Here is a 25,685-nt window from a genome sequence, read left to right on the forward strand (position 1 = left end):
TTTGGGCAGTTGAAGGATAGGTGGTTATGAGTCGACCCAACGCGGAGATAACTATGAGTGAGTTGGTTGCCAACTTAAGCAACATGGTCAAACTTCCCGAAGGGTTGGCCGCCAGAGTCGCCCAGGCACACGTTCGATCGACCAGGTGGACGGTCCCAGCGGGGTCCGCCTCGCCGTCCCGAAGGAGGGACCGTCATGCCGCTCATCGCCCTCGCCGTCGCCGCCCTCGCCATCGGATTCGAACAGATCATCCAGTGGAGGTACGGGCCGATGGGCCTCATCGCCTTCGCCGTGCTGACCGTCGGCCTCAAGGCCAAGAACACCACCATCAGCGGCATCGGGGCTGTGATCCTCGTCCTGCTGCTCTCCCAGTCCGGCTGATCGGGCGCCACCGTCCGGCAGTCCGGCTGACCGGGTTCCCCTCCGGAGGGGAGCCGGGAGCTCGGTCAGTCCGCACGACGCACCACCGCACGTCGAAAAACAACCACAACCGCAGTGCTACGGATCACCATCACGCACGAAGAACGATCACGCACGAAGAACCGGAACCCGGAACCCAGAACCCGGAGCACGAGCACGGAACCCGGTTCGGGATGCCGCGGCCACAGGGAGGAGCAGGAGTCGGGCCAGTAGAACGCGGGAATCAGAAGATGTCCGGGCACCACGGTCGCCTGGACGTGCGGAGCAGGGCGTCGGCCACGGAGGCGGCGCCCTCTCGTTCTTCCCGCACCCGCCCGAGCGCGGCGAGCCGCACCGCCGACGCTTCGCCGAGCCACAGGGCCGACAGCTCACGCACGTCCAGCGTGAGGTCGGCGCTCTGTCCGGTCGGAGCACACACCGCCCCGTCCGGGCCCGCGTCCAGCCGGTAGCGCCCGGCGGACAGTCCGTCCCCGTCGGTGACGTCCAGGACGAGAGTCCCCGAGCCGGCGTACGTACGCGCCTCCATCGCCCGTACGACATCCAGGATCCGCACCCACAGCCAGTCCGCCTGGGTGGTGATCCGGGCGGCGCGCGGATCAGGCAGGAAGTCCGGCAGCAGGTCGTCGGGGGCGCGCCAGCCGGTCTTGACCTGGGTGATCCAGTCGATCGAGCAGAGGTAGTGCCACAGGGCGCGCTCGGCGGCGGGGGTCACTCCGATCAGCCATTTCACGGTCGCCGTGTTCAGCGGCTGCTTCGCGTCGCCCCAGTTGTCGTCCGACTTGTAGGCGACCAGTCCCTCCACCTCGCCGTCCGCCGAGCGGTACACGGCGTAGAACGGCTCGGTCCACGTGGTGCCGTCCGGCTTCAGAGCGCCGGTGTTCACCTGCCACCAGCGCTCCACACGGCTCACCACGCCCGGCTGGGTGCGGCTGAGCCGTGCGTGCAGTTCCGGGCCGGTCTTCCGCACCTCCTCGCCGTCCACCAGGTCGATGCGGCCGCCGTCGGCCGGGCCCGACCAGCGGCGGTCGAGGCCGGTCCTGGGGACGTCGACGGTCCACTGGGTGGCGGTGGTGGCGGGTCCGAAGCCGTACCGCCCGTAGATCGGGTACTCCGCGGCGATCAGCGTGGCGACCACGTCGCCCCGCTCCTTCGCGGCCGTGAGGGCGGTGCCCATCATCCGGGTGAGGAGGCCGCGGCGGCGGTGGGTGGCGGTGACGGAGACGTTCGTGATCGCTTCGGCGGGGACGTGGGCGCCGCCCACGGTGGTGAGCTGCTGCGGGAACGAGCGGAAGGTCGCGACGCATCGGCCGGCGTCGAAGGCGCCGAGTGTGCGGGGCAGGAGCATGTACGCGCCGCGGTCGGCCGTCTCCTGCTCCGAGACGGCCGGGGAGCGCAGGAACCCTGTGTTCAGCGCGCGGATCCAGTCCGGGATCTCGGTCTCGGTGATCGGGCGTACGTCTATTCCATCGCGGCGGCTCATGGGGGCACGCTAGGTGTTCACGACCGGGGCTGTCGCGGGTTTTCTCGCCCCGCCGCCCCTACCCGACCCGTCCCGTACCCGGGGGCTCCGCCCCCAGACCCCCGTCGGCCTTAGGGCCTTGTCCTCAAACGCCGGACGGGCTGGGTAGTCAGCCCGTCCGGCGTGTGAGGACGAGCCCTTCGGGCGATGGCGGGGGGTCCAGGGGCGCAGCGCCCCTGGCGGGTCTCGGGGCGGAGCCCCGGGGATGGGTCGGGTAGGGGCGGCGGCGGCGAAGAAACCCGCCTCGGTCAGAACGTGGCGCGGATCTCGCCGACCTCCGCGCTCCCGCCCATCAGCGGAGCGCGTCCGATCCTCGACACGACCGGCGCGTCCAGACCCACCCGGGCCAGCGTGCGCGCCAGGACGGGACCCAGCGCCCGGCCACCACCGTCGTCGATCTTGAAGGCGAAGGCACGGCCGTCGGGCAGGGCCACCGCCTGGACGGCCTCCGCACCCATCTTGGACAGCACCCCGGGCACCTCCCGCATCAGCCACGTGTCGGGCCGCCGCGTACCGGCGACGTACTCGGGATGGGCCCGCATCGCATCGGCCACCCGCCGCTCCGCGGAACCCGGCGCGGCGGCGACGAAGGAGCGGAACGCCCGCGCCAGCCCGGTGAGGGTGAGAGCCATCAGCGGCGCCCCGCACCCGTCCGTACCGACCGCCGCCACCGGCTCCCCCGCCGCCTCCTCGACCACGGTGTGGATGAGCTGCTGAAGGGGGTGACCGGGGTCGAGGTAGGACTCCAGCGGCCAGCCCCGCTGCGCGCACACGGCCAGCATCGCCGTGTGCTTGCCGGAACAGTTCATGGTGACCCGGTCGCGCACACCGCCGGCGGCGAGATAGGTCTCCGCCTCCACCGGGTCCAGCGGCAGGTCCGGCGGGCACTGCAACAGCTCGGCGCTCAGCCCGTGCTCGTCCAGCATCTTCCGCACGAGATCGAGGTGGAAGGTCTCCCCGGAGTGGCTGGCGGCGGCGAGGGCCAGCCGTTCACCGGTCAGGTCGAGGCCGGCCCGCAGCACCCCGGCCGCCTGCATCGGTTTGTTCGACGAACGCGGAAAGACCGGTGTGTCCACGTCGCCGAGCGCCCATTCGACCGACCCGTCCGCGGCCAGCACCACCAGGCTGCCCCGATGGTGCCCCTCGACGAATCCCGAACGGACGACCTCGGCCAGAACGGGAAGGCCCGGAGGAGTCCGGACCGGCTGTGGGGCCCGGAGCGCTTGGCGGGCCTCACCGGCCGTGGCCTCCGAGTGGACCCGCGGGACCGAGGAGACCGAGGCGATCGAGGGAGACGACGGGGGTATGGAGGGGTCTGCGGGGGCGGCGGACATCGGCGGTGGCCTTCCGGGACGGGACCCGCGCGTGATCGGACCGGGACGCCGCACCGGGGATGTCCCGGATGCCGCCGGCCGAGCGCCGCGACCGCGTCCCCGGGCCGTTCCCGGTGCGGCCGCAGCGACCACCGCACACCCCCGGGATCGCCGGGGGCCACCGCGTCACATGAGCAGGTCGTCTACTTGTGCTTCCCCATCACGGTACCTGCGGGCGATCTCGGCGCTGCAATCGTCGGCCGTCCGCTGCAGCCGCTGGCGGCGCCGGGAGACCTGCTGCTCGTAGCGCACCAGCCGCCCCATTCCCTCGACCAGCTCCTCGTCCGTACGGGCCTCCAGGTCCGACAGCTCCACCTCGGAGAGCATGTCGGAGGCGAGCCGGCGGTACTCCTCACCGCGCGGTGTGCCCACCGTCACATGGCGGGCCGAGGATCGGTGCCGGGCCGGCGCGTCCGTCAGGATCTCCGGGAGCCGGTCGACGACCGAGGGCTCCCCCGCCGCCCCGCGCCCGGCGGCCGAAGCCGAGGACGCCGATGTGGACGCGGATGGGGATGGGGATGGGGAATCGGACGATCCTCCTGGGCCCCCCACATCCGCGCCGGGCGCCCGCAGGCCCCCACGTCGCGCGAGCTCCGCCCGCAGGATGTCGATACGGCCCTGGAGCAGCCGTCGCACATAGCTGAGGTCGGCCTCGTCGCGCTGGGCGTCGCGCCGCAGGGTCCGCAGTTCGGGCAGCCGCAGCAGGGTCAGATCGGGCTGGGGCGAGTCCGGGGGCAGCGGACTGTCGGTGCGCTGCGCGGGAGGGCGGTGGGCTCCCGCGCGACCGCCTCCCGTCCGTGGATTCGTCCGGGTCAATGACACGACTCCGGGCGGCTGCCCGGTACTCGGTGTGCTCATGTGCCTCTTCCGTCCCCTCAACCGGCGCGGTCCACCCCACGGTTGCACCGCAACACACGCATCGTGCCACCCCAAGTGGACGCTATGTGACCGAGTGCCCCTGATCAGACCTAGATGGGGGGTTAAGGATAAAAAAAGAAACCCCAAAGGGCGCTCCGGGGACCTCCGGAGGACTTCGCCGGACCCTCCGAAGCGGTCTTCGCCGCGCACGGCATGATGGTCTCCATGCGTGCGGTGGTGCAGAGGGTGGACGGCGCGAGCGTCGTCGTGGACGGCGAGACGGTCGGGGCGATCGACGGCGAGGGCCTGTGCGTGCTCGTCGGCGTCACGCACGACGACACCAAGGAGAAGGCGGCCCAACTGGCCCGCAAACTCTGGTCGATCCGCATGCTGGACGACGAGAAGTCGTGCAGCGACGTCGACGCGCCGCTGCTCGTGATCAGCCAGTTCACGCTGTACGGCGACGCGCGTAAGGGCCGCCGCCCCACCTGGAACGCGGCGGCGCCCGGCGATGTCGCCGAGCCCCTCGTCGACGAGGTCGTCGCCCAGCTCCGCGCACTGGGCGCGACGGTGGCGACGGGCCGTTTCGGCGCCCGGATGCGCGTCTCCCTCACCAACGACGGCCCGTTCACCGTCGTCGTCGACATGTGACGACCGCCGACGGGTGACGGGCGCCCGCCGACGGGTGACGGCCGTCGACGGGTGACGCATGACCAGTGCCGGCTACGGCTCGACGACGACCTCCTGCGCCGCGGCCGTGTTGTCCGCGAGCAGCGGCGCGTCGAGCGGTACGTTCCGCTTCACCAGCGCCAGCGCGATCGGGCCGAGCTCGTGATGCCGTACGGCGGTGGTGATGAACCCGATCTTCCGGCCGTCGGGGCCGTCGCCCGCCAGGCGGAGTTCGGCGCCGTGCGGCGGGAGGTGGACCTCGCTGCCGTCCAGGTGCAGGAAGACCAGCCGACGCGGGGGCTTGCCCAGGTTCTGCACCCGGGCCACCGTCTCCTGGCCCCGGTAGCAGCCCTTCTGCAGATGCACGGCGCTGCCGATCCAGCCCAGCTCGTGCGGGATGGTGCGGTGGTCGGTCTCGAAGCCGAGCCGCGGGCGGTGGTGCTCGACGCGCAGCGCCTCGTACGCGAGCAGCCCGGCGGCCGGACCGGCCTTCTCCGCGTACGACTCCAGGTCCGTGCGCGGCAGGAGGAGATCACGCCCGTACGGCGTCTCGCGGACGACGACGCCCTCGGGGACCTCGGCGATCGAACCGGCGGGCAGGTGCACGACCGCGAAGTCGCCCGTGCGGTCGGCGACTTCGGCACGGTAGAAGAACTTCATGGACTCCAGGTACGCGATCAGCGCGTCCTGGGTGCCGGGCTCCACGTGGGCCCAGGTCGTGGTGCCGTCGTCCACGAGGTACAGCGCGTGTTCGATGTGGCCGTGCGCGGAGAGGATCAGCGCCTCGGTGGCACGCCCCACCGGGAGGTCCGTGACGTGCTGGGTGAGCAGCAGGTGCAGCCAGCTCAGCCGGTCCTCGCCGGTGACGGCGACGACGCCGCGGTGCGAGAGATCCACGAAGCCGGTGCCGTCGGCGAGGGCGCGCTGTTCACGGAACAGGTCGCCGTAGTGGGCGGCGACGTCTTCGTCCACGCCCTCGGCGGGGACCGCGCCGGGCAGTGCCAGGAGGGGGCTCTTCATATCCACACAGCCTACGACCCGGCAGCCGCCGAATTTATTTCTCATTTCCCGGAAGCCGTGCTTCCTGCTCCCTGCCGGCCACCGCGCCCGGCTCCTACTTCTTGGCCGCGCAGTCCTCGCAGCGGCCGAAGATCGCGAAGTGCTTCATGTCCGTCTCGAAGCCGAAGGTGTCGCGGAGCTTCGCGGTGAACTCCGCGGCGACCGAGATGTCGGCCTCGATGACGTTCGTACAGTCCCGGCACACCAGGTGGATGTGGTGATGGCGGTCGGCCAGGTGGTACGTCGGCGCGCCGTGCCCGAGGTGCGCGTGGCTGACCAGGTCCAGCTCCTCGAGCAGCTCCAGCGTTCTGTAGACCGTCGAGATGTTGACACCGGAAGCCGTTTTGCGCACTTCGACCAGGATGTCGTCCGGGGTCGCGTGCTCCAGCGTGTCCACGGCTTCGAGCACAAGCTGCCGCTGCGGAGTCAGCCGGTAACCGCGCTGCCGCAGATCGCTCTTCCAGTCGGTGCCTACCACGCCGCCCAGTCTAGGCGGCCAGGATCTCTCTGACGCGGGTCACGACGTTCTCCAGGCTGAAGGGCTTGGGGAGGAGGACCACCGGGACCTCGCGGCCGCCGTCGCGCAGGAGGCGGGCGACGTCCGCGCCGTCGAAGTCCGGGAGGCGTACGTCGAGCACCACGAGGTCGGGGGTCTCGGCGTACGCGGTGTTCAGCGCGGCGACGCCGGTACCGACCGCGGTGACGGCGAAGCCCGCCAGCCGGAAGGTCTCGGTGAGCAGCTCGCGGACGTCCTGCTCGTCGTCGACGACGAGCACCCGGGCGGGAGCGGCCGCGGGTACCGGAGCCGGTACGGGAGCAGGCGCGGCGGCAGGCGCGGGTACGGGTACGGGTGGGTTCGGGGGCACTTCGGGAACGAAAGTGGGGCCGGTCACCCTCGTAGAGTTACCGGCCCCACATCAGAGAAGCGTGAACTTTCCCTGTACATCGCTTGAGAGAGTCGCGACCGACGCCGCGACCGACGGCGGGCCTACTTGAAGAACGCGATCCCGTCGTCCGGCATGTCGTCCGGGAGGGCCTTGGCCCAGCGCTCGACGTCCTCCGGGGTGACGACCTTCTTCAGGTGCGCGGACATGTAGGGGCGCAGCTCGACCTCGGGGGTCTGCTTCTCGCCGACCCACATGAGGTCGCTCTTCACATAGCCGTACAGACGCTTGCCGCCGGTGTACGGACCGGACGCGGCCGTTCGCGCCACCGCGTCCGTGACCAGGTCGATCTGCGGCTTCTTGTCGGCCAGGTCGCCGTACCAGATCTCGACGACACCGTCGTCGCGGGTCATGACGACCTCGACCTTGCGGCGGGGGTCGATGCGCCAGAAGCCCGACTCGGACTCCAGCGGCCGGACCTTGTTCCCGTCGGCGTCGAGCACCCAGGTGTGCGAGTGGTACTCGAGGAAGTCGCGCCCGTCGTGGCTGAAGGTGACCTCCTGCCCGAAGTTGCACTTCTCGGAGCCGGGGAATTCGTGGACACCCGCGCCGGCCCAGTCGCCGAGCAGGAAGGCGAGGGGGAGCAGGTCCTTGTGGAGGTCGGACGGGATCTCGATCATGAGCAGCTTTTCGTCGTCGACGTCAGAGGCGGGGTCAGCGCTGGCCCTGGTACAGCTTCTTCACGGTCAGCCCGGCGAAGGCCAGAACGCCGACGCAGACCAGAACCAGCAGGGCTTCGAAGAATGCCTCAAGCACGGGGTGCTCCTCGGGTGACGCGGTGGTGGGCGGTGACAGGCGGTACGAGAACCGGACCCCACTCTAGTCGTGCGGGGCCCGGCTCTCTCTGCGAGGTGCACCCTGGCGGCTCAGCCGAGCAGCTGGCTCTGCAGGACCACCGTCTGCTGGAACGGGACGGCCTTCGCGACGCCCTCGCGGGACTGCACGATCACGGCGAGGGTGTCCCCGGCCGTGAGGTACGCCTCGCGGACGTGCTCGGCGCCGTACGGCTTGGTCTCGGTGTACGCCGTCCGCACGACGTCGTCGATCCCGGCGCGGTCGGGGAACTCGTCGTCCCTGGACATCGCCGCGGCGCCGCGCATCGCGTATTTCGGGCTGTCGTAGGAGGTCAGAGCGACGGTGCCGAGTTCGTCCACGACGGCCGCGGTGCCGAAGTGCAGCAGGTAGATCCGCGTGTGCGTGCCGTCCGGTGTACGCCAGCCGCGCGCGGCGATGTTCCGCAGCCCGTTGTCGGTCAGCAGCTGTCCGACGGTCTCCCGGTCGTCCTTGGAGGCGTACTCCGCCAGGAAGGTCTTCGTCGCCAGCCAGCCGTCCTCGCCGCGCAGTGCCGCGTCGGCCTTCGCGCCCTTCGGAGCGGGCAGTACGAGTCTGCGCAGGTCGGCGTAGTGGGTGCCGGCCTTGTTCGCGTCGTCGAACGGGCGTGGACTGTCCTCGGGCAGCGGCGGCATGGTGATCTCCGGGTAGTCCCAGCGACCGTCCGACTCCGTCGCCAGCCCCGGGACGTCGGTCCGCTCCATCCGGGTGATGCCGTACGCGGCCGAGGTGCCGACCGCGGCGAACACCACGGCGGCGGCCGTCCAGCGCAGGACGGCGCGCAGGACGCGGCGGTCCTTCTTCACCGGCGGTTCGGCGGGCGCGACGACCGGCGGTTCGGCAGCCGACTCGGCCGGTGCTTCGGCCGGCGACTCGGCCGCCGGCTCGACGGGCGGCTCGGCGAGGGGCTTGTCCGCCGGTCGAGGTGCGGGCAGCAAGGGGTCCTGCTCCTCGACGGACGTCGTCTGCTCGGTCATACCGCCTCCCCCGGCTCGGCGATGCGGTCGAGCTGCTCGCGCAGCAGCATCGCGACGCCCTTGGTGTTCAGTGGCTTGGCCCCGTACGCGGTGGCGCTGACCAGTACGTCGCCCTGATAGGCGGAGCAGACCATCGCGTCGAGCTTCTCCTTCTTGTCCTTGGGCGGCAGGAAGCACTTCGCGTTCTTGTGGCCCTCGATCTTCGGCCCCGCGCGGAAGATCTTGAGGGCGTCGAAGAACTCGTTCTGGAACGTCGACATGTTCCGGACCGCGGACCTGTCCTCGATCTGGGCCAGCTCGATGCTCACGGTGAAGGCCCTGTCCGCGTAGAGCGTGGAGTCCGTCGCGTTGTCGGTGCTGAGGTAGCTGCGCATCGCGATGCCCTTGGTGTGCTGCTTGTCGATGCTCTTCTCCATCTGCCGCCGCTGGGTGCGGGGCAGCTCGCGCAGCGACTCCTTGCGCAGGGCGGCGGCCTCGGGACCGCTGAGCGAGGCCTCGTTGCCGAACTCGGCGATGTCGGGTCCCCGGCTCCAGCCGTCGGTGCCGTACGGCACGAGCATGGCGGCGAGCCCCGCGGGCCCCTTCGCCGTTCTGGCGTCGTGCGCGGCCTTGGGGAAGGTCCAGGTGGGCGCGCCGGGGTCCCGGTCGGCGTCCTGGACGGTCACCACGGTGTAGGCGCTGCCCGCGACGACGGCCCCGACGAGCAGGACGGCACCGGCGACACGGCCACGACGTACGCGCTTCCTGGCCGGAGCGGGCTCGGGCGCGCTCGGCCCGGGCTCGGCGGAGGGCTCCGGCGCCGCCGGCTCAGGCACGCCAGTGACCGTGGGCTCGGGCGTGACGGTGGACTCAGGCGTGGCGGGCGCCGGGACGGTCCCCGTGTCCGACGGGTTCGCCGGTTGCTCGTTCACAGCCGCTCCATCTGCCGCTTGGCCAGGTCCATGATCGTCGCCTTCGGGATCGGCTTGCTGTCGTAGATCCAGATCTCCATGGCGATGTCGCCGCGCCAGGCCTGCGCTTCCGCCCCGTAGACCGGCAGGTAGCCGGGATGCGTGTCCGGCTTGCTGTGGACGTACACCATGCCGTTCCCCGTGCCGGGAATGGCCCAGCTGCGCGTGCCACTCTCCTCGTCCGCCCAGTACTGGCCGTTGTCGGACGCTTCCCCGGCGGCGAGTTTCTCCTCCTGGCGGTACTGGAGGAGCCTGACTTCCACGGTGCCGGCGCTGCCCTGCTTCCAGCCCGTCACTGCCGCGCGCCGGAACTCGTCGGCGACCAGGTCCTTGAAGGCGCCGGCCGGCTTGGTGAACGACTCCGCGTACTCGCCGATGTCCATCCAGCCGTCGCTGCCGATCCACTCGGCCTCCCGCGCGCCCTTCGGCCGCTTCAGCAGCAGCTTGCGCAGGTCTCCGTCGGTCTTCACCCGGTGGTCCTGCGCGGCCGACAGGGGCTCGGGCGCCGCTCCCCGCGCCTGGGCGACCACGGGCTGCGAGAGCGACGGCAGCCCGGTGGGCTCCCGGTCGGCCTGGATCAGATAGCCGGCACAGGTGCCGGCGACCAGCCCCAGCACGGCGGCCGTGGCGATCAGAAGGGTCGTACGCCCACGACGACGCCGACGCGGGCCGGGTACGCCGGACTCGACAGGCGCGTCAGGTACGTGCTCGGGCGTCTGCCCGGACGTCTGGTCGAGCGGCTGCGGCGCTGGGGGTCTTTCCCCAGGTGCGTCGGCCGCCTCGGATGTTTCGGGTACTGCATCGACTTCCAACTCGTCCCCCCACGGAACGCGAAGCGCGGATTCCGTATCCGCGCGCACAGGAGACCCGTGGATGACCCACGGGGTTGTAAGGGCCTTGATCACGATTCGGACTCCGCCGACTACGATGCATCCATGGCGAAGAAGCTCCTGATCAAGGTGACGGCGGGGTCCGACGCCCCGGAGCGCTGCTCACAGGCGTTCACGGTGGCGGCGGTGGCCGTGGCCAGTGGCGTCGATGTCTCCCTCTGGCTGACCGGGGAGTCCGCGTGGTTCGCCCTGCCGGGCCGGGCCGCCGAGTTCGAGCTTCCGCACGCGGCTGCGCTGCCCGGTCTGATCGACTCGATCCTCGCGGCGGGCCGCATCACGCTGTGCACGCAGTGCGCGGCCCGCCGGGACATCGCGGAGAAGGACGTGCTGGAGGGCGTGCGCATCGCGGGCGCCCAGGTGTTCGTCCAGGAGGCCATGGCCGACGAGACGCAGGCGCTCGTCTACTGAGATCGCGCCGGCCGGTCGGGGGCAGAGGGGCGCGGGGCCGCTACGGCCGTCGCTTCTTCCCGTCCAGTTCGTCCCACCACTCGTCGGACTTGGGATCCCCCGACGGGTCGTCCCACCAGCGGTCCTCGGGGCCACGCCGGTTGGCCACCATCGCGGCCACCGGCGGGATCACCATCGCCACCACACACATCCCCACGGCCGCGGGAATCGACCAGATCCGCACGACTCCCCAGGCCAGGACGAAGAGACCGATGCACGTCCCCATCATGGCGAAGTACACGTGCCGCCGTCGTGCGTACATACGTCCAGAGTAGGTCCACGGAAGCGGTCCGGCGCGGGACCGTGCGGGCATACCGAAGGGCCGCACCCCGAGCGTTCGACCCGGGGTGCGGCCCTTCGGCCGTTCAAGATCCTGCGGGTGCCGTCAGACGGCGATGGCGACCTCGGCGAGGCCGCCTGTCTGGGCGACGACCGTGCGGTCCGCGGTGCCGCCGGGCACCAGGGCGCGTACGGTCCACGTGCCCTCGGCCGCGTAGAAGCGGAACTGGCCCGTCGCGGAGGTGGGGACCTCCGCGGTGAACTCGCCGGTCGAGTCCAGCAGACGCACGTAACCGGTGACGGGCTCGCCGTCGCGGGTCACCTGGCCCTGGATGGTGGTCTCACCGGGCTTGATCGTCGAGGCGTCGGGGCCGCCGGCCTTCGCTCCACACATATTTCGATTCCGTCCTTCTGGCCTTGGGGATTACTTGTTGGCGCCGAGCTCGATCGGGACGCCGACCAGGGAGCCGTACTCGGTCCAGGAGCCGTCGTAGTTCTTGACGTTCTCCACGCCGAGCAGCTCGTGCAGCACGAACCAGGTGAGCGCGGAACGCTCACCGATGCGGCAGTACGCGATCGTGTCCTTGGCGAGGTCGACCTGCTCGTCGGTGTAGAGCTCCTTGAGCTCGTCGTCCGACTTGAAGGTGCCGTCGTCGTTGGCGTTCTTCGACCAGGGGATGTTGCGGGCGCTCGGGACGTGGCCCGGACGCTGCGACTGCTCCTGCGGAAGGTGCGCCGGGGCGAGCAGCTTGCCGCTGAACTCGTCGGGCGAACGGACGTCGACCAGGTTCTGCGAGCCGATCGCGGCGATCACGTCGTCACGGAAGGCGCGGATCGCCGTGTTCTGGGCCTTGGCCTTGTAGTCGGTCGCGGCGCGCTCGGGCACCTCGTCGACCAGGTCGCGGGAGTCGAGCTCCCACTTCTTGCGGCCGCCGTCGAGGAGCTTCACGTTCTCGTGGCCGTAGAGCTTGAAGTACCAGTAGGCGTAGGACGCGAACCAGTTGTTGTTGCCGCCGTAGAGGACGACCAGCGTGTCGTTGGCGATGCCCTTCGACGACAGGAGCTTCTCGAAGCCCTCCTGATCGATGAAGTCACGGCGGACCGGGTCCTGGAGGTCCTTGGTCCAGTCGATCCGGATCGCGTTGGTGATGTGGTTCTTCTCGTACGCGGACGTGTCCTCGTCGACCTCGACGATGGCCACGCTCGGGTCGTCCAGGTGTGCCTGGACCCAGTCGGCGTCTACCAGGACGTCGCTGCGGCTCATGCTCTTTCTCCTCCGGGGCAGTTGCGGCGGGGCGGTGCGTTAGGGAGAGGGTGCGCGGTCGGGCCTGTCTCGGCTGCGCGGCGCGCACGGGGGTCCCTGGCGAAGAAGGGCCAGGGCAGGGCGGATGGGCGAACGCCCCCGCTAGAAGGTGCGACAGAGCATGGCGGCGACGCGGCACAGGTCTACTGCCCGCCGCTTCGTGAGGTCCGCCTGTCGCTTCATGGGTCCGATCGTAGGGACGGACAGCCGGACATGTCACCGGTGTGTCGCATCATGAGACGGGATCGTCCGGGATGTGGGATGAGTTGACCATCAAGACCACTCCCGCCCGTTCTCCGGGCCCCGGCGTCCGGCATCGCGTCCGCCGCGCATCTGTCGTACGGACGGGCCTGTCTCGCCTTTCGGACACGCGCGCTCCGACCGCCGCCGGAACCGCGGCCCCGGCGGGAGCCGTCAACCGTCCTACCCGACCAGCTTGACGTCCGAACCCTTCACCGAGATGGCCACGCCGTTCGCGGCCGCCTCGATCCTGTCGAGCTTGATGCCGCCCGGCAGCCCGTCGATCTTCTGCTCGAAGTCGGTGACCGTGCGGATCCGGCCCTCGACGAGATCCACTCCCAGCTTGGGCAGCCCGTCCGCGCGCACCTTGACCGTGTTGCCCCCGACGACGGTGACGGAGCTCAGCACGGAGACCGGCCGCAGTTTCTTGCCGAGGACGGTGGCCGTGATCTCGACCTTGATCTTGCCGTTCCCGCCGTCGGAGAGCCCGACGACCTGGGCCGTGACCGCGGGGGCGACCTCCGTGGGCTGGGCCTTGGCGGCCTTGAGCAGCTCGGCGTAGGACACGGTCGCGGAGCCGGAGGCGCTGTTCGCGGTGGCGGAGCTGTAGTCGCCGTTGAAGCGGACGCCGTGCATCTCGGCGTTCAGGGCGTCGATGCGGATGGTGCCGCCCGCGGCGCCCTTGGCGCCCTCCGCCGACGCCTCGTAGTCCTTGATGCCGATCTTCACGTCGTCGAGCTCGCCGCCGGCCACCTGGGTGAGGAAGGGGAAGCCCTCGATGGACACGTCGGGGGTGCCGGCGAGTCCCTCGGAGCTCCTGATCCGGTCCGCCGCCTTGTTCTCCGCGAAGCCGACCGCCACGCGGTCCGCGATCACGAACAGCCCGCCGAGGATGACGGTGACGACCAGAATTATTCGCAGTGCGCGCATGCTCGGGGTTCCCTCACCTAGACCGGGTCCGGGCGGCCGACAATGGCCGTCCAGCGCGAACCTAACTCCGAAGGGCCCCGCGCAGGGGCCCTTCGAAGCGGTTGTCGATCACCTGTGACGAACGGCGCGGTCCGGCGCCGCCGGTGGAACCCGGACGACGCCCTCCAGGATGTGCGGCGGCCTCGCGACGCCCGGCGCGCCCTCCGGGCGGGCGACGGGCCTTCGCGACACGCCCTAGCTCAGCGCCCGGCCCAGCAGGTAGACCGCCGGGGCGGCCGCGGCCAGCGGGAGAGCCACGCCGGCCGTGAAGTGCACGAAACGCGACGGGTAGTCGTAACTGGCGACCCGGTGGCCGATCAGCGCGCAGACACCGGCGCCGATACCGAGGACGGCGCCCTGGCCGCCCAGGTCCGTCATCCCGCCGACCACGAATCCCGCGCCGGTGGCGGCCAGCAGGGCCACCACCACGGAGGCGGCGGTGGGCAGCGGCAGCGCGCGGGCCAGGATCGCCACCGCGACCGCCGCGGCGCCCACCGTGACGGCGTCCGGCTCGGCCGCGAGGTGGCCGGCCGCGATGATCGACAGCGCCGCCGAGACGACGGTCGCCATCAGGCCGTACATCCGGGTGTCCGGGTCGGCGTGGCTGCGCAGTTGCAGGACGAGCGTGAGGAGGACCCACACGCCGAGGGTGCCGAGGATCGCGGCGGGCGCGTTCTCCCGGCCGGCCGCGAGCAGCACCACGTCGGCGGTCACCGCGCCCAGGAACGCCAGCGCGATGCCCTGCCGGGCGGGCCACATCCCGTTCAGGCGGAACCAGCCCGCCGCGGTGACGGCCTGGAGCAGCACCAGCGGGACGACGAGCGCGTACTCCCCGATCGCCGCCGTGCCGGAGAGCAGCAGCGCCAGCACGGCGGTGAGCGCGGCCGGCTGGATGCCGGGTTCGATGACGGGCGAGCGGCCCTCGGCGCGGGCACGCTGGGCGTCGGTGACACGGGCGTTGCCAGTGACGGTCGCGGGACCGTAGCCGGGTGCGGCCCCGGCGCCCGGGGCGTTGCCGGCGGTGGGGGCGGGCGCCGCCATAGGCGCGGGTGCCTCGGGGTGCTGCTGCGGCCGGGCGTGGTCCCAGCCCTGCGCGGCGGGTTCCTGGGGCAGCGGCCGGGCCGCGGCATCGTACCCGTACGCCTGGGCGTGCGCGCCGCCCTGCGAGTGCCCGGTGCCCTGCGAGTGCCCGGTGCCCTGCGGCTCCGCGTACCCCTGGTGGGCCTGCTGGTGGCCCTGCGGCGCCTGCCGGCCCTCGGGGGTCCGGGGTGTCCGGGGCGGCGGGTAGGCCGGGTCGGCGGCGGGCGTCGTGGGCTGCACCTGGGTCTCCCAGGTCTGGCCCTCCCACTGCTGGGTGTGCTGCTGCCAGTCGGCCTGCTGCTGAGGCTGCTGATACGGGTCGTGCCCCTCGTGCGGGGGCTCGAACTGGGGCTCGTACGGCTGCTGGTTGCTCATCGTCTCGCTCACCCTCCTGCGAACGGCGGGAGCACCTCGACCGTGCCGCCCTCGGCCAGCGGTACCGTCTCATGTCCGCGGGTACCCACGGGGTCACCGTCGATGAGGAACGAGCATCGCCGCAGGACGCGGACGAGTTCGCCGGGGTGTCGCTCGCGGGCCCCGTCGAGTGCCTCGGCGAGCGTGCCCGCGTCGTACGGCTCCTCGGCGACACCTGCCGCGGCCTTGGCGGCGGCCCAGTAACGCACCGTGCCCTTTGCCATGTCGTTCCTCAATCGGTGGACCGGCGGATCCAGTGGACCAGCGGATCGGTGGGTACGTGCCATCAGTGGATATACGTGCGTCAATCGACGCGTGCGTCAGCGGACACACGCGTCGGTGGTTCCTGTGAACACGGTCAGGCTAGCCCGCGGCCGAACCCGCCCACGCACCGATGCGGGCCAGCAGCTCGTCGCGGGCCGCGTGCTCGGCGTGGCCCATCCCGTGCTCCACCCAGAGTTCGGCGTGGCCGCGGGAGGCCTCGGCGAGCATCCGCGGGTGGTCCAGGGGGAAGTAGCCGTCCTGGTCGCCGTGGACGATCAGCAGGGGGGTGGGCGCGATGAGCGGGACCGACTCGACCGGCGAGGACGGCACCGGGTCCCAGTCGCGGGAGTGGATGCGGGTCCGCAGTCCGTAACGGCCGACCACCCGCCCCGCCGGCCGGGTGACCAGCCAGTGCAGACGCCGCATGGGCGCCGTCCCCCGGTAGTACCAGCGGGCCGGCGCGCTCACCGAAACCACCGCGTCCGTACGCGCCTCCGTGCGCCCCTCGTGCTCCCGGCCGGCTTCCCCGTGCATCGCCGCGTGCCGGAGCACCACCGACCCGCCCATCGAGAAGCCGACGGTGGCCACCCGCGCGTGCCCCAGCTCGCGGGCCCATTCCACGGCGGCGTCGAGATCGTGCACCTCGCGGTCGCCGACGGTGGAACGGCCGCCGGAACCGCCGTGGCCCCGGAAGGAGAACGTGACCACCGCCGCGTCCCGGCCGAGGACACCGGCCACCCGGCGCACGTGCGGACGGTCGAGACCGCCCGTGAAACCGTGCGCCACGACGATCGCCAGGCTCCCGCCCACATCATCGGAAGCGCCCCTCGCGGGGTCGTACGCCGCCTCGATCGTCACCCCGTCGACGGTGCGCAGAAACCTCCGCAAAGGGGCGCGCGGGGCCGTCTCAAGGGGTGGACGGAGGGAAGATCCCGTCACTTGACCTGCCGGACCTGAGCTCATGTGGGCTATTCTGCTGGGCAGAGGACTCGGGCAGTGAAGCCCCCGGGTCCTTTTGTGCTTTCTGAAGCGTTGTATACGAAACGGGAAACCGCCGGTGTACGAAGCCTCCGAAGGCGCGGCGGTTCCCCGGGACGCGGGAGCCGCGCCGCAGGACGAACGAAGAAGCAAGGAAGCAGTGCCGCAAACTCCCCCACCGCCTTGAGGGCGTGGGAGGTACCCCCATACAGGGACCGAGGAGGAACCAGACGTTATGGGCGAGCGAACCGTGCACGAACGTAGGACGACCCGGGCAGGTGGGGCGCGATGAGTTCTCTGCTGCTCCTGACCAATGCCCTTCAGCCGTCGACGGAGGTGCTTCCCGCTCTCGGCCTGCTCCTGCACAACGTGCGAGTGGCTCCGGCGGAAGGACCCGCCCTCGTCGACACTCCTGGTGCCGACGTCATCCTGATCGACGGCAGGCGTGATCTCCCGCAGGTGCGCAGCCTGTGCCAGCTGCTGCGCTCGACGGGACCCGGCTGTCCCCTCGTCCTCGTCGTGACGGAGGGCGGCCTCGCGGCCGTCACCGCCGACTGGGGCATCGACGACGTACTCCTCGACACCGCGGGTCCGGCCGAGGTCGAGGCCCGGCTGCGGCTCGCCATGGGCCGCCAGCAGATCGTCAACGACGACTCCCCCATGGAGATCCGCAACGGCGACCTCTCCGTGGACGAGGCGACGTACAGCGCCAAGCTCAAGGGCCGGGTCCTCGACCTGACCTTCAAGGAGTTCGAGCTCCTCAAGTACCTCGCGCAGCACCCGGGCCGGGTCTTCACCCGCGCACAGCTGCTCCAGGAGGTCTGGGGCTACGACTACTTCGGCGGCACGCGGACGGTCGACGTCCACGTACGCCGGCTGCGCGCCAAGCTGGGTCCCGAGCACGAGTCGCTGATCGGAACCGTGCGGAACGTCGGTTATCGATTCGTTACACCCGAGAAGGTGGAGCGGGCCGCGGACGAGGCGAAGGCCAAGGCCGCACAGCCAAAGGCGGCGGATGCGGACGAGACGGCGCACCTCGGTGCCGCGCGCGCGGTCGAGGCCGGGGCCGAGGTCCAGTAAGCCTCCGTACGCCCTGCCCAGAGGCGGGTCCATCCGCGTAGACTCCGCGCGTGGCCAAGGTGACGAGGGACGATGTGGCGCGACTGGCGGGTACTTCGACCGCCGTCGTCAGCTATGTCATCAACAACGGACCGAGGCCGGTTGCCCCGGCCACGCGCGAGCGCGTTCTCGCCGCGATCAAGGAGCTGGGGTACCGGCCCGACCGGGTCGCCCAGGCCATGGCGTCGCGGCGGACCGAGCTCATAGGCCTGATCGTGCCGGACGCGCGCCAGCCCTTCTTCGGCGAGATGGCGCACGCGGTCGAGCAGGCCGCCGCCGAGCGCGGGAAAATGGTCCTGGTCGGCAACTCCGACTACATCGCCGAGCGCGAGGTCCACTACCTGCGCGCCTTCCTCGGCATGCGGGTCTCCGGCCTGATCCTCGTCAGCCACGCGCTCAATGACAACGCTGCCGCGGAGATCGACGCCTGGGACGCCCGCGTCGTCCTGCTGCACGAACGCCCCGAGGCGATCGACGACGTGGCCGTCGTCACCGACGACATCGGCGGCGCCCAGCTCGCCACCCGCCACCTGCTCGAACACGGTTACGACTACGTGGCCTGTCTCGGCGGTATCGCGGAGACCCCCGTCGTCGGCGACCCGGTCTCCGACCACGTCGAGGGCTGGCGGCGAGCCATGCAGGAGGCCGGGATCCCCACCGAGGGCCGTCTCTTCGAGGCCCCGTACAACCGCTACGACGCGTACCAGGTCGGCCTGCAGCTGCTCGCCGGGCCCCACCGGCCGCCCGCCATCTTCTGCTCCACCGACGACCAGGCGATCGGCGTGCTGCGCGCCGCCCGTGAGCTGCGCATCGACGTGCCGGGGGAGCTGGCCGTGGCCGGCTTCGACGACGTCAAGGAAGCCGCGCTGACGGATCCGCCGTTGACGACGATCGCCTCCGACCGGTCGGCGATGGCCCGCGCGGCGGTGGATCTCGTACTGGACGACGGGCTGCGGGTCGCCGGGTCGCGGCGCGAGCGGCTGAAGGTGTTCCCGTCCCGGCTGGTGGTGCGGCGGTCCTGCGGTTGCGTGTGAGACCGCCGGGCCGGCTCCGGCCGGCCGCGCGGCCGCCCGCCGCCCCCTGAAACGCACATCGGCCCCGCGGATCGCGGGGCCGACGCGTTTGCCGTACCGGCTGGAACAGCCGGTCGTACCGCTAGAACAGCAGGTTGTACTGGTTGAAGCCCGAGCCCAGGCTGACCGGCGAGCCGAAGAGGCTGCTGGAGGCCTTGTTGGTGCCGGGGTAGAGCCAGAGCTTGCCCGCCGAGTCGCGGGTGATGACATCGGCGATGCCGTCGCCCGTGACGTCGCCGTTGGAGACGTACGAGGTGAAGTTCCAGCCCGTACGCGCCTGGATCCGCGCCGACCACGGGGTGTGCTCGACCTGCGTGCCCCGGTAGAGGTACAGGACGCCGGAGCTGTTGCGGACCAGCAGGTCGGCACGGCCGTCGCCGGACAGGTCGCCGTGGCCGAAGATCTTGACGTTCTTCCAGGCCTTGTCGACGACCTTGACGCGGCCGTAGAACTCGCCGTTGCCCTTGCCCGGGTAGAGGTAGACCGAGCCGTCGGCGTCCACCGCGACCAGGTCGGGGCGGGCGTCACCGGTCATGTCGCCGGGGATGGCGTACGACTTGTAGCCGCCCCACACCGAGGTGATCTGCATCCACTCGAACTCGTTCGAGCTGTGGTTCAGGTAGCTGCGGTACAGCTTGCCGTCACCCTTGTCGCGGATGATCAGGTCCTGGAAGAAGTCCCGGTCCAGGTCGGCCTGCAGGCCCCAGCTGGCGTTCTGCCAGCCGCTGCTCTGGAAAGCGCGGGTGGCGAGCGAGGTGCCCTTGCTGTCCTGCTCGAAGAGGCCCCCGGAAGGGGTGCGCTCGAGCAGGTCGGCCTTGCCGTCGAAGGTCAGGTCCGCGTCGTCGATACGCGGCTGCGCGGCCCAGGTGTACGAGGACACCTTGGTGAAGACCGGGTAGGCGCCCTTCGCGGTGCAGCCCGCGACACCCCACGAGACGATGCCGACGACCTTGCCGCCGACGATCACCGGACCACCGGAGTCACCGTTGCAGGGGCTCTTGGTGCCCTCGTCGGTGCCGGTCGCCGGGGTACCGGCGCAGAACATCGAGCCCTCGACGAAGTCGTCCTCATGGAGGACCGACTGCATCGCGCTGTTGCAGGTGGAGTCGGCGACCACGGGCAGGGTCACCTTGCGCAGCGTGGCCGACAGGTCGGCACCGTCGGCGCCGGAGGTCAGGCCCCAGCCGTAGACGGTGGCGGAGCCGCCCGCCTTGTAGGAGGCGCTGTCGCCGGCGGCCACCAGCCGCTGCCACTGCTGCTCCAGCGGGCGGTCCAGGGTGAGGACCGCGATGTCGTTCTGGACGGTGTCGCTGTTGTAGTGCGGGTGGTTCCACTGGCGGTAGACACCCGCGACCGTGCCGGTCGTGTCGTCCAGCAGTCCGGTGGCGCCGGCCACCACAGCGCCGTTCTTGACCCAGTTCAGTCCGGCGACGCAGTGGGCGGCCGTCAGGACCTTGTTCGGGGCGACGAGGGTGCCGCCGCAGAAGTAGCCGGTGTCGGCCGCGCTGTCGTAGTAGGAGAGCTGGACCATCCACGGCGCGGAGGAGATGGTCGTCGGGCTGCCGCCGATGATGAACGGCGTCTTCTTGGGACTCGTCGCCGGGGTCGCCTGGTCCTTGACGGCCTCGGCGACCCGGTTGCGCAGCTCCTTGTCGGAGACGGTCGGCTTCGCGGGCTGGGCCTGGCCGACGGCCGGCAGCGACGGTCCGTCCGCCGCCTGGGCGGGCTGCGCCGCGAAGGCGCCGGCGCAGGTCAGCGCCAGCGCGAGGGCGGCCGTGGGCAACGCCGTGACGGGGCGTCTCCAGCGGTCGCGCAGAGCACGTATCACTCAGGGCTCCTGGAATGGGTGCGGGTGGGTCATGACGTGAGTGGCCCGAGAAGGGGCGTACGACGCACCGGCCCGACCGACGTCGGCGGTCACCGGCCATGGCCGGCCGACCGCCCGCATCGATCAGGCACCACCGCGGAGCCCCCCTCCGGCGCCGTGATCGTAGGCCTCACCCGCCCCAGAACACATGTACTACACAGCGGGCATTCAAGTATTCGTCCGTCGCATTCCGTGACATCACCCCGGCGCAACCCTTTGTTTGCCCGACCAGAGCGGAGTCCGAGCGTCTTTATATCGGGCATACGAGGTTCTGTCGGGCTTCTCAGCGGGGACTCAGGGAGCTCTCATGATCGCGCGGGAGTCTCATGTCATGACCGAGAGCTTCCGCCGCAGCGGCGAGTATCCCCAGGGCGACGACCACCAGTCCCCGTACCCCCAGCAGCAGCCTGCCTCCGCTCCCTCCCCCGTGAACCCCGAGTGGCCGCCCCCGCTTACGTACGCGCTTACCCCGCCGGTCGCCGTCGAACCGGGCACCACCGTGTGGCCGGGCTCCGGTCGGTTCGGCAGCGGCGCGGCCGGCGGTCAGGGCGGCGGAAGCGGTGCCTACCCGGGACACCCGGGCCCGCCGGACGGCTCCACCGCGGTGCTGTCCGCGGCTCCCGTGCCGCCCGGGACCGCGCGGAAGAAGCCCGCGAGGGGCCCACTGGCCCTGATCGCCGCGGTCGCGATAGTCGCCGCCGCCATCGGGGGTGGCACGGCGTACGGCATCCAGGAGCTCACCGGCAAGGACACCGCGTCCAGCAGCACCAGCACCACCGTGGTGCCCACGGCCAAGAGGGGCACCGTCGCCGGGGTCGCCCAGGCGGTCAGCCCCAGCATCGTCGAGGTCAGCGCGACCTCGAACGCCGGTTCGTCGACCGGTTCGGGCGTGATCATCACGTCCGGCGGCGAGATCGTCACCAACAACCACGTCGTCTCGGGCGCCTCCGCGATCAAGGTGCGGCTGAACAACGGAAAGTCCTACACCGCGAAGGTCGTCGGCACCGACAGCAAGAAGGACCTCGCGCTCATCGAGGTGGCAAACGCGCCCTCCGGTCTGAAGGTCGCCACCCTCGGCAACTCCGACGGTGTCCAGGTCGGCGACGACGTCGTCGCGATCGGCTCCCCCGAGGGCCTGACCGGCACCGTCACCAGCGGCATCGTCTCGGCCCTCGACCGGGACGTGACCGTCTCCACCGACGAGAGCCAGGGCCAGCAACAGCAGGGCGGCGACAGCGGCCAGTGGCCGTTCTCGTTCGGCGGCCGCCAGTTCAACGGCGACACCGGCTCCTCGACCACCACGTACAAGGCGATCCAGACCGACGCGTCCCTGAACCCCGGCAACTCCGGCGGCGCGCTGATCGACATGAACGGCAACATCGTCGGCATCAACTCCGCGATGTACTCGGCGGCTTCGGACTCCTCGTCCAGCTCGTCGGGGGCCGGCAGCGTGGGCCTCGGCTTCGCCATCCCGGTCAACACCGTCAAGGCCGACCTCGCGAACCTGCGGGCCGGCGGCTCCGACAGCTGACGAGAGCACACGGGCGAGAGCTCAGCACAGCACACCCAGGAGGTCGACATGATCAGGAAGCGGATCTCTCGGATTTCCCCGGTCACGCACTCCCGCGAGGGCGGCGACCCGGCCGGGCTCGACCTGGCCCTCGCCGTGGCCCGGGAACTGCACCTGCCGGTGCCGCGCGCGCCCGAGGTGGCGCTCCCGGCCGCCGTCCCGCAGCTGATGGGCCTGCGCACCCCCGCCACCCGCCCGCACCGCCGCAAGGTCCCGCTGAACAGGCTCACCGCACTGTCGGGCTGAACGTCACCCAGCAGTACATGACGTTTCTCCCGCATCCGATGCTTTTCGCACCGACTCGGACGTTTCTTCCTCCGCTGATGCTTTCCGCCCCCGCCCGGAAACGTGCGACGCTGAAGGCCGTCAGACCCTCCACCCCACCGCACCCGAGGACTCCCGCCCATGAGCCCCGCCGAAGGCGACCGTGAACCCCAGCGCATCCTGATCGTCGACGACGAGCCCGCGGTGCGCGAAGCACTCCAGCGCAGCCTCGCCTTCGAGGGATACGACACCGAGGTCGCGGTCGACGGCGCGGACGCGCTGGAGAAGGCGACCGCCTACCAGCCCGAGCTGGTCGTCCTGGACATCCAGATGCCCCGGATGGACGGCCTGACGGCCGCCCGCCGGATGCGCGGAGCCGGCACGACGACCCCCATCCTCATGCTGACGGCCCGCGACACGGTCGGGGACCGGGTGACCGGCCTCGACGCGGGTGCCGACGACTACCTCGTCAAGCCCTTCGAGCTGGACGAGCTGTTCGCCCGGGTCCGGGCCCTGCTGCGGCGCAGTTCGTACGCGGCGACCGCGGATGCCGCCCCGGACGAGGACGCGCTCACCTTCGGCGACCTGCGGATGGACCTCGCGACGCGCGAGGTCACCCGGTCGGGCCGGGCCGTGGAACTGACCCGCACCGAGTTCACCCTGCTGGAGATGTTCCTCGCGCACCCCCGCCAGGTCCTCACCCGCGAGCAGATCCTGAAGGCCGTCTGGGGCTTCGACTTCGAACCGTCCTCCAACTCCCTCGACGTCTACGTCATGTACCTGCGCCGCAAGACCGAGGCGGGCGGTGAGCCGCGGCTCGTGCACACGGTGCGCGGGGTCGGGTACGTGCTCCGGTCGGGCGGCGCGGAGTGATCAGACGGTTCAGATCCCTGCCGATCCGTTCCCGGCTGGCGCTGCTGGTGGCGGCCGCGGTGGCCTTCGGGGTCGCGGCGGTCTCGGTGACCTGCTGGTTCATCGTGCGCGGGAAGCTGTACGACGAGATCGACAACAACCTGCAGGACCAGAAGCAGGCCCAGCAGTACACCCTGGTCCAGGGCGTCCTCGACAACTGCCGCAAGGAACCGAGCAACGACAACGACTTCCACGGACGGTTCGACGACTACGCCCAGGTGATCAACTCGGACGGGACCGTCTGCGTCTTCGGGTACTCGGCGGGCTCGGTGACGGTGACCGACGCCGACAAGGCCGTGGCCAAGCACCCGCAGTTCAACAAGAGCGCACCGCGGAACGGGACCGACACCAAGGGCAACGACGTCCGGGTCCTGGCGATGCCGCTCGTCGTCACGAACTTTCCCAACGAACTCCCCGGCACCCGCGTCCTGTACAGCGACCGCGCCTACGTCGTGGCCGTTCCTCTCAAGAGCACCCAGGCCACCCTGAACGACCTGGCCCTCGTGCTGCTCCTGGTCTCCGGGATCGGCGTGGTCGGCGCCGGCGCGGCGGGCCTCGCGGTCGCCCGAGCGGGCCTGCGTCCCGTCGACAAGCTCACCGAGGCCGTGGAACACGTGGCCCGCACGGAGGACCTCTCGATCCGCATTCCCGTCGAGGAGGGCAACGAGGACGAGGTCGCCCGCCTCACCCGCTCCTTCAACTCGATGACGTCCGCGCTGGCCAACTCCCGCGAGCTGCAGCAGCAGCTCATCGCGGACGCCGGCCACGAACTCCGTACGCCCCTGACCTCCCTCCGCACGAACATCGAGCTCCTCACCCGCAGCGAGGAGACGGGCCGTCCGATCCCCCCGGCCGACCGCAGGGCACTCCTCGCCTCCGTCAAGGCCCAGATGACCGAACTGGCCTCGCTCATCGGCGACCTGCAGGAACTCTCGCGTTCGGACGCGGGCCAGCAGGCGAACACCGTACTGACGGTGCCGCTCCAGGACACGGTCGAGGCGGCGCTGCGCCGCGCACGGCTGCGCGGTCCGGAGCTGACGATCACGGCGGACCTCCAGCCCTGGTACGTCCGCGCGGAGCCCACCGCGCTGGAGCGGGCCGTCGTCAACATCCTCGACAACGCGGTGAAGTTCAGCCCCGAGGGCGAGGCCATCGACGTCACCCTCAAGGCCGGCGAGCTGACCGTCCGCGACCACGGCCCCGGCATCCCCGCCGAGGAACTCCCGCACGTCTTCGACCGCTTCTGGCGCTCCCCGTCCGCCCGCGCGCTCCCCGGCTCGGGTCTGGGGCTGTCGATAGTGGCGCGGACGGTGCAGCAGGCGGGTGGCGAGGTGTCCCTGCGGCCGGCCGAGGGCGGCGGCACGGCGGTGACGGTCCGGCTCCCGGGAGCGCCCACGCCGCCGCCGGAGACGGCCCTCGAACAGGAGTGACCGCCGCGGGGAGCGGGCCGCTCACGGACTCACCCCGCGCCGGCTCGGTGAGGCGCCGTTCGGTACCCCGTAGGGCACGGGCCGGCCCGTGAACGCGTCCAGGAGGACACGGTCACCGACCCGCCCGGCCAGTCGCACCGTCACCTCCTCGAGGAGCATCACACCGGCGCAGGGGCCTTCGCGCACCCCGGTGACGAAGGCGGACAGCACCACGCCGCCCCCGGTCTCCAGCACGTGCACGGCGGGGCCGTCGTCGCAGGCCCCGTGCTCGGCCGTCACGGTGACCGACCGGCCGTCGCCGGCCACCTCGACCAGCCCGGCGAGGGGCGCCAGTTGGCTCGTGGACACCTCCCGCTGCGGCCCGATCGGCGGCCGGGGGAGCTTCGAGGGGGCGACGGCTGCCCGCTTGAGCGGGGTGTCGTACCCCTCCAGGGTGAACAGCCAGGCCGGGACAGTCGCCGGACCACGGCTGGTGGCCAGGGTCATCGCGCCCGGCCTCGCCCCGGTCACCGTCAGGTGCGGACCGTCGTCGCCTCCACGGGCCACGGATTCGTACGCCTCGCGTGCCCCCGTCAACGGCAGGGCGAGCGGGGCTCCGCTCCTCCACCGCACCGTGCCCTCCGCGGGCCCGGCAGCGGGAAGCGTGCCGCGCAGGACGAAGTTCTGCGTCGTGAAGGCGCGGGTGTCGGCGCCCGCGTGGAAGCCGCCCGCGGGCGGCTGCACCGCCTCCGCCATCGGGTGGTAGCCGGCACGCCACGTCCGGGCGGCCCCGGAGCCGTCCCAGGCCTCGGCGACCCGGCGGGCGCGGGCCTCCCTGCGCGCTTCCGAGCCGGTGTCACCGCCGGGTCCGGTGCCGCCGCATCCGGCGACGGCACCGGACCCGGCGGCGAGGAGGGCGAGGGCGAGGAACAGGTGGGCGGTGCGTGTGGTCTTCGTACGCATGGGATCCCCCAGGGAGGCGCATCGGCGGACGGAGTCGTGCGGGA

At 71.2% G+C, this 25,685-nt stretch carries 29 protein-coding genes; 9 read left to right on the forward strand and 20 right to left on the reverse strand.

The genetic code is table 11. The annotated features are described in order from the left end of the window. Positions 1 to 195 precede the first annotated feature (195 nt). Positions 196 to 381 (forward strand): hypothetical protein, encoded by a 186-nt coding sequence (locus tag HEP85_RS18945; RefSeq protein WP_168528796.1) that lies wholly within the window; start codon positions 196 to 198, stop codon positions 379 to 381. A 262-nt stretch (positions 382 to 643) separates the two neighbouring features. Here HEP85_RS18945 and HEP85_RS18950 read toward each other — a convergent pair whose 3' ends face one another. The 3 genes from HEP85_RS18950 to HEP85_RS18960 all read right to left on the reverse strand — a co-directional run bounded on the left by HEP85_RS18950 (position 644) and on the right by HEP85_RS18960 (position 4,170). Beyond that, positions 644 to 1,900 carry a GNAT family N-acetyltransferase gene (locus tag HEP85_RS18950; protein WP_168528797.1) on the reverse strand — a complete coding sequence of 419 codons (1,257 nt, stop codon included), beginning with the start codon at positions 1,898 to 1,900 and terminating at the stop codon, positions 644 to 646. 287 nt (positions 1,901 to 2,187) lie between these two features. Further along, a complete protein-coding gene (locus tag HEP85_RS18955) occupies positions 2,188 to 3,273 on the reverse strand; it encodes an asparaginase (RefSeq protein ID WP_168528798.1) in 1,086 nt (361 codons plus the stop codon). A gap of 165 nt (positions 3,274 to 3,438) precedes the next feature. Then, the gene (locus HEP85_RS18960) at positions 3,439 to 4,170 is read right to left on the reverse strand and encodes an AmfC protein (RefSeq protein WP_168528799.1); all 732 of its coding nucleotides are present in this window, start codon (positions 4,168 to 4,170) and stop codon (positions 3,439 to 3,441) included. 225 nt (positions 4,171 to 4,395) lie between these two features. Between HEP85_RS18960 and dtd the strand changes: the two genes are divergently transcribed. Next, positions 4,396 to 4,821: a D-aminoacyl-tRNA deacylase gene (gene dtd, locus HEP85_RS18965; RefSeq protein ID WP_168528800.1), complete on the forward strand. Its 426-nt coding sequence runs from the start codon at positions 4,396 to 4,398 to the stop codon at positions 4,819 to 4,821. Between the two features lie 72 nt (positions 4,822 to 4,893). On the opposite strand, the gene HEP85_RS18970 is transcribed toward dtd, so the two are convergent. From HEP85_RS18970 to HEP85_RS19000, 7 genes are all read right to left on the reverse strand, one after another. Continuing rightward, positions 4,894 to 5,859 (reverse strand): folate-binding protein YgfZ, encoded by a 966-nt coding sequence (locus HEP85_RS18970; RefSeq protein WP_168528801.1) that lies wholly within the window; start codon positions 5,857 to 5,859, stop codon positions 4,894 to 4,896. Positions 5,860 to 5,953: 94 nt separating this feature from the next. Further along, positions 5,954 to 6,376, reverse strand: coding sequence for a Fur family transcriptional regulator (locus tag HEP85_RS18975; RefSeq protein ID WP_153289849.1), 423 nt, complete (start codon positions 6,374 to 6,376; stop codon positions 5,954 to 5,956). Positions 6,377 to 6,386: 10 nt separating this feature from the next. Then, positions 6,387 to 6,791 (reverse strand): response regulator, encoded by a 405-nt coding sequence (locus HEP85_RS18980; RefSeq protein WP_365217422.1) that lies wholly within the window; start codon positions 6,789 to 6,791, stop codon positions 6,387 to 6,389. Between the two features lie 95 nt (positions 6,792 to 6,886). Then, positions 6,887 to 7,462 (reverse strand): FABP family protein, encoded by a 576-nt coding sequence (locus tag HEP85_RS18985; protein WP_168528803.1) that lies wholly within the window; start codon positions 7,460 to 7,462, stop codon positions 6,887 to 6,889. A 246-nt stretch (positions 7,463 to 7,708) separates the two neighbouring features. Continuing rightward, the gene (locus HEP85_RS18990; RefSeq protein ID WP_248001995.1) at positions 7,709 to 8,650 is read right to left on the reverse strand and encodes a hypothetical protein; all 942 of its coding nucleotides are present in this window, start codon (positions 8,648 to 8,650) and stop codon (positions 7,709 to 7,711) included. Beyond that, positions 8,647 to 9,465: a hypothetical protein gene (locus HEP85_RS18995; RefSeq protein WP_168528804.1), complete on the reverse strand. Its 819-nt coding sequence runs from the start codon at positions 9,463 to 9,465 to the stop codon at positions 8,647 to 8,649. Before HEP85_RS18995 ends, HEP85_RS18990 begins: the two co-directional genes overlap by 4 nt. Before the next feature lie 92 nt (positions 9,466 to 9,557). Beyond that, positions 9,558 to 10,217, reverse strand: a complete 660-nt coding sequence (locus HEP85_RS19000) for a hypothetical protein (RefSeq protein WP_369657763.1) — start codon at positions 10,215 to 10,217, stop codon at positions 9,558 to 9,560. Positions 10,218 to 10,535: 318 nt separating this feature from the next. On the opposite strand from HEP85_RS19000, the gene HEP85_RS19005 reads away from it, so the two are divergent. Next, the gene (locus tag HEP85_RS19005) at positions 10,536 to 10,898 is read left to right on the forward strand and encodes a DsrE family protein (RefSeq protein WP_168528805.1); all 363 of its coding nucleotides are present in this window, start codon (positions 10,536 to 10,538) and stop codon (positions 10,896 to 10,898) included. A 40-nt stretch (positions 10,899 to 10,938) separates the two neighbouring features. Here HEP85_RS19005 and HEP85_RS19010 read toward each other — a convergent pair whose 3' ends face one another. The 8 genes from HEP85_RS19010 to HEP85_RS19045 all read right to left on the reverse strand — a co-directional run bounded on the left by HEP85_RS19010 (position 10,939) and on the right by HEP85_RS19045 (position 16,449). Beyond that, positions 10,939 to 11,199 carry a DUF3099 domain-containing protein gene (locus HEP85_RS19010; protein ID WP_168528806.1) on the reverse strand — a complete coding sequence of 87 codons (261 nt, stop codon included), beginning with the start codon at positions 11,197 to 11,199 and terminating at the stop codon, positions 10,939 to 10,941. Positions 11,200 to 11,322: 123 nt separating this feature from the next. Further along, positions 11,323 to 11,610, reverse strand: coding sequence for a DUF1416 domain-containing protein (locus tag HEP85_RS19015; RefSeq protein ID WP_054232391.1), 288 nt, complete (start codon positions 11,608 to 11,610; stop codon positions 11,323 to 11,325). Between the two features lie 30 nt (positions 11,611 to 11,640). Further along, positions 11,641 to 12,480: a sulfurtransferase gene (locus HEP85_RS19020; RefSeq protein ID WP_168528807.1), complete on the reverse strand. Its 840-nt coding sequence runs from the start codon at positions 12,478 to 12,480 to the stop codon at positions 11,641 to 11,643. Positions 12,481 to 12,621: 141 nt separating this feature from the next. Further along, positions 12,622 to 12,702 carry a putative leader peptide gene (locus HEP85_RS19025; RefSeq protein ID WP_350310325.1) on the reverse strand — a complete coding sequence of 27 codons (81 nt, stop codon included), beginning with the start codon at positions 12,700 to 12,702 and terminating at the stop codon, positions 12,622 to 12,624. Positions 12,703 to 12,942: 240 nt separating this feature from the next. After that, positions 12,943 to 13,689, reverse strand: coding sequence for a DUF2993 domain-containing protein (locus HEP85_RS19030; protein WP_168528808.1), 747 nt, complete (start codon positions 13,687 to 13,689; stop codon positions 12,943 to 12,945). Between the two features lie 234 nt (positions 13,690 to 13,923). Continuing rightward, the gene (locus HEP85_RS19035) at positions 13,924 to 15,183 is read right to left on the reverse strand and encodes a hypothetical protein (RefSeq protein ID WP_369657764.1); all 1,260 of its coding nucleotides are present in this window, start codon (positions 15,181 to 15,183) and stop codon (positions 13,924 to 13,926) included. Between the two features lie 8 nt (positions 15,184 to 15,191). Further along, positions 15,192 to 15,446, reverse strand: coding sequence for a MoaD/ThiS family protein (locus HEP85_RS19040; RefSeq protein WP_168528809.1), 255 nt, complete (start codon positions 15,444 to 15,446; stop codon positions 15,192 to 15,194). Between the two features lie 139 nt (positions 15,447 to 15,585). Further along, on the reverse strand, positions 15,586 to 16,449 hold the full coding sequence (locus tag HEP85_RS19045; protein ID WP_168528810.1) for a S9 family peptidase: 864 nt from the start codon (positions 16,447 to 16,449) through the stop codon (positions 15,586 to 15,588). A 303-nt stretch (positions 16,450 to 16,752) separates the two neighbouring features. Here HEP85_RS19045 and HEP85_RS19050 point away from each other — a divergent pair, with 303 nt between their 5' ends. Both HEP85_RS19050 and HEP85_RS19055 read left to right on the forward strand, forming a co-directional pair. After that, complete coding sequence (locus tag HEP85_RS19050) at positions 16,753 to 17,544, forward strand: response regulator transcription factor (protein ID WP_168528811.1); 792 nt, start codon at positions 16,753 to 16,755, stop codon at positions 17,542 to 17,544. A 50-nt stretch (positions 17,545 to 17,594) separates the two neighbouring features. Further along, positions 17,595 to 18,617, forward strand: a complete 1,023-nt coding sequence (locus HEP85_RS19055) for a LacI family DNA-binding transcriptional regulator (protein WP_168528812.1) — start codon at positions 17,595 to 17,597, stop codon at positions 18,615 to 18,617. A 121-nt stretch (positions 18,618 to 18,738) separates the two neighbouring features. Here the strand turns inward: HEP85_RS19055 and HEP85_RS19060 are convergent, their stop codons facing one another. Next, positions 18,739 to 20,484 carry a trypsin-like serine protease gene (locus tag HEP85_RS19060; protein ID WP_168528813.1) on the reverse strand — a complete coding sequence of 582 codons (1,746 nt, stop codon included), beginning with the start codon at positions 20,482 to 20,484 and terminating at the stop codon, positions 18,739 to 18,741. A 370-nt stretch (positions 20,485 to 20,854) separates the two neighbouring features. Between HEP85_RS19060 and HEP85_RS19065 the strand changes: the two genes are divergently transcribed. From HEP85_RS19065 to HEP85_RS19080, 4 genes are all read left to right on the forward strand, one after another. Beyond that, on the forward strand, positions 20,855 to 22,054 hold the full coding sequence (locus HEP85_RS19065) for a S1C family serine protease (protein ID WP_369657765.1): 1,200 nt from the start codon (positions 20,855 to 20,857) through the stop codon (positions 22,052 to 22,054). 48 nt (positions 22,055 to 22,102) lie between these two features. After that, on the forward strand, positions 22,103 to 22,339 hold the full coding sequence (locus HEP85_RS19070) for a hypothetical protein (protein WP_168528815.1): 237 nt from the start codon (positions 22,103 to 22,105) through the stop codon (positions 22,337 to 22,339). 159 nt (positions 22,340 to 22,498) lie between these two features. Continuing rightward, complete coding sequence (locus tag HEP85_RS19075) at positions 22,499 to 23,230, forward strand: response regulator transcription factor (RefSeq protein WP_168528816.1); 732 nt, start codon at positions 22,499 to 22,501, stop codon at positions 23,228 to 23,230. Beyond that, positions 23,227 to 24,699 (forward strand): cell wall metabolism sensor histidine kinase WalK, encoded by a 1,473-nt coding sequence (locus HEP85_RS19080; RefSeq protein WP_168528817.1) that lies wholly within the window; start codon positions 23,227 to 23,229, stop codon positions 24,697 to 24,699. Before HEP85_RS19075 ends, HEP85_RS19080 begins: the two co-directional genes overlap by 4 nt. Before the next feature lie 21 nt (positions 24,700 to 24,720). Here HEP85_RS19080 and HEP85_RS19085 read toward each other — a convergent pair whose 3' ends face one another. Next, positions 24,721 to 25,641: a hypothetical protein gene (locus HEP85_RS19085; RefSeq protein WP_365217398.1), complete on the reverse strand. Its 921-nt coding sequence runs from the start codon at positions 25,639 to 25,641 to the stop codon at positions 24,721 to 24,723. Positions 25,642 to 25,685: the final 44 nt, after the last annotated feature.

Source organism: Streptomyces sp. RPA4-2, assembly GCF_012273515.2.
Classification (GTDB): Bacteria; Actinomycetota; Actinomycetes; order Streptomycetales; family Streptomycetaceae; genus Streptomyces; species Streptomyces kaempferi.

Bases quoted from the DNA above. Each gene is read 5' to 3' on its own strand.
- HEP85_RS18945 (WP_168528796.1), top strand. From the start codon at position 196: ATGCCGCTCATCGCCCTCGCCGTCGCCGCCCTCGCCATCGGATTCGAA.
- HEP85_RS18950 (WP_168528797.1), bottom strand. From the start codon at position 1,900: ATGAGCCGCCGCGATGGAATAGACGTACGCCCGATCACCGAGACCGAG.
- HEP85_RS18955 (WP_168528798.1), bottom strand. From the start codon at position 3,273: ATGTCCGCCGCCCCCGCAGACCCCTCCATACCCCCGTCGTCTCCCTCG.
- HEP85_RS18960 (WP_168528799.1), bottom strand. From the start codon at position 4,170: ATGAGCACACCGAGTACCGGGCAGCCGCCCGGAGTCGTGTCATTGACC.
- dtd (WP_168528800.1), top strand. From the start codon at position 4,396: ATGCGTGCGGTGGTGCAGAGGGTGGACGGCGCGAGCGTCGTCGTGGAC.
- HEP85_RS18970 (WP_168528801.1), bottom strand. From the start codon at position 5,859: ATGAAGAGCCCCCTCCTGGCACTGCCCGGCGCGGTCCCCGCCGAGGGC.
- HEP85_RS18985 (WP_168528803.1), bottom strand. From the start codon at position 7,462: ATGATCGAGATCCCGTCCGACCTCCACAAGGACCTGCTCCCCCTCGCC.
- HEP85_RS18990 (WP_248001995.1), bottom strand. From the start codon at position 8,650: ATGACCGAGCAGACGACGTCCGTCGAGGAGCAGGACCCCTTGCTGCCC.
- HEP85_RS19005 (WP_168528805.1), top strand. From the start codon at position 10,536: ATGGCGAAGAAGCTCCTGATCAAGGTGACGGCGGGGTCCGACGCCCCG.
- HEP85_RS19010 (WP_168528806.1), bottom strand. From the start codon at position 11,199: ATGTACGCACGACGGCGGCACGTGTACTTCGCCATGATGGGGACGTGC.
- HEP85_RS19015 (WP_054232391.1), bottom strand. From the start codon at position 11,610: ATGTGTGGAGCGAAGGCCGGCGGCCCCGACGCCTCGACGATCAAGCCC.
- HEP85_RS19020 (WP_168528807.1), bottom strand. From the start codon at position 12,480: ATGAGCCGCAGCGACGTCCTGGTAGACGCCGACTGGGTCCAGGCACAC.
- HEP85_RS19025 (WP_350310325.1), bottom strand. From the start codon at position 12,702: ATGAAGCGACAGGCGGACCTCACGAAGCGGCGGGCAGTAGACCTGTGC.
- HEP85_RS19030 (WP_168528808.1), bottom strand. From the start codon at position 13,689: ATGCGCGCACTGCGAATAATTCTGGTCGTCACCGTCATCCTCGGCGGG.
- HEP85_RS19035 (WP_369657764.1), bottom strand. From the start codon at position 15,183: ATGAGCAACCAGCAGCCGTACGAGCCCCAGTTCGAGCCCCCGCACGAG.
- HEP85_RS19040 (WP_168528809.1), bottom strand. From the start codon at position 15,446: ATGGCAAAGGGCACGGTGCGTTACTGGGCCGCCGCCAAGGCCGCGGCA.
- HEP85_RS19045 (WP_168528810.1), bottom strand. From the start codon at position 16,449: ATGAGCTCAGGTCCGGCAGGTCAAGTGACGGGATCTTCCCTCCGTCCA.
- HEP85_RS19050 (WP_168528811.1), top strand. From the start codon at position 16,753: ATGAGTTCTCTGCTGCTCCTGACCAATGCCCTTCAGCCGTCGACGGAG.
- HEP85_RS19065 (WP_369657765.1), top strand. From the start codon at position 20,855: ATGACCGAGAGCTTCCGCCGCAGCGGCGAGTATCCCCAGGGCGACGAC.
- HEP85_RS19070 (WP_168528815.1), top strand. From the start codon at position 22,103: ATGATCAGGAAGCGGATCTCTCGGATTTCCCCGGTCACGCACTCCCGC.
- HEP85_RS19075 (WP_168528816.1), top strand. From the start codon at position 22,499: ATGAGCCCCGCCGAAGGCGACCGTGAACCCCAGCGCATCCTGATCGTC.
- HEP85_RS19085 (WP_365217398.1), bottom strand. From the start codon at position 25,641: ATGCGTACGAAGACCACACGCACCGCCCACCTGTTCCTCGCCCTCGCC.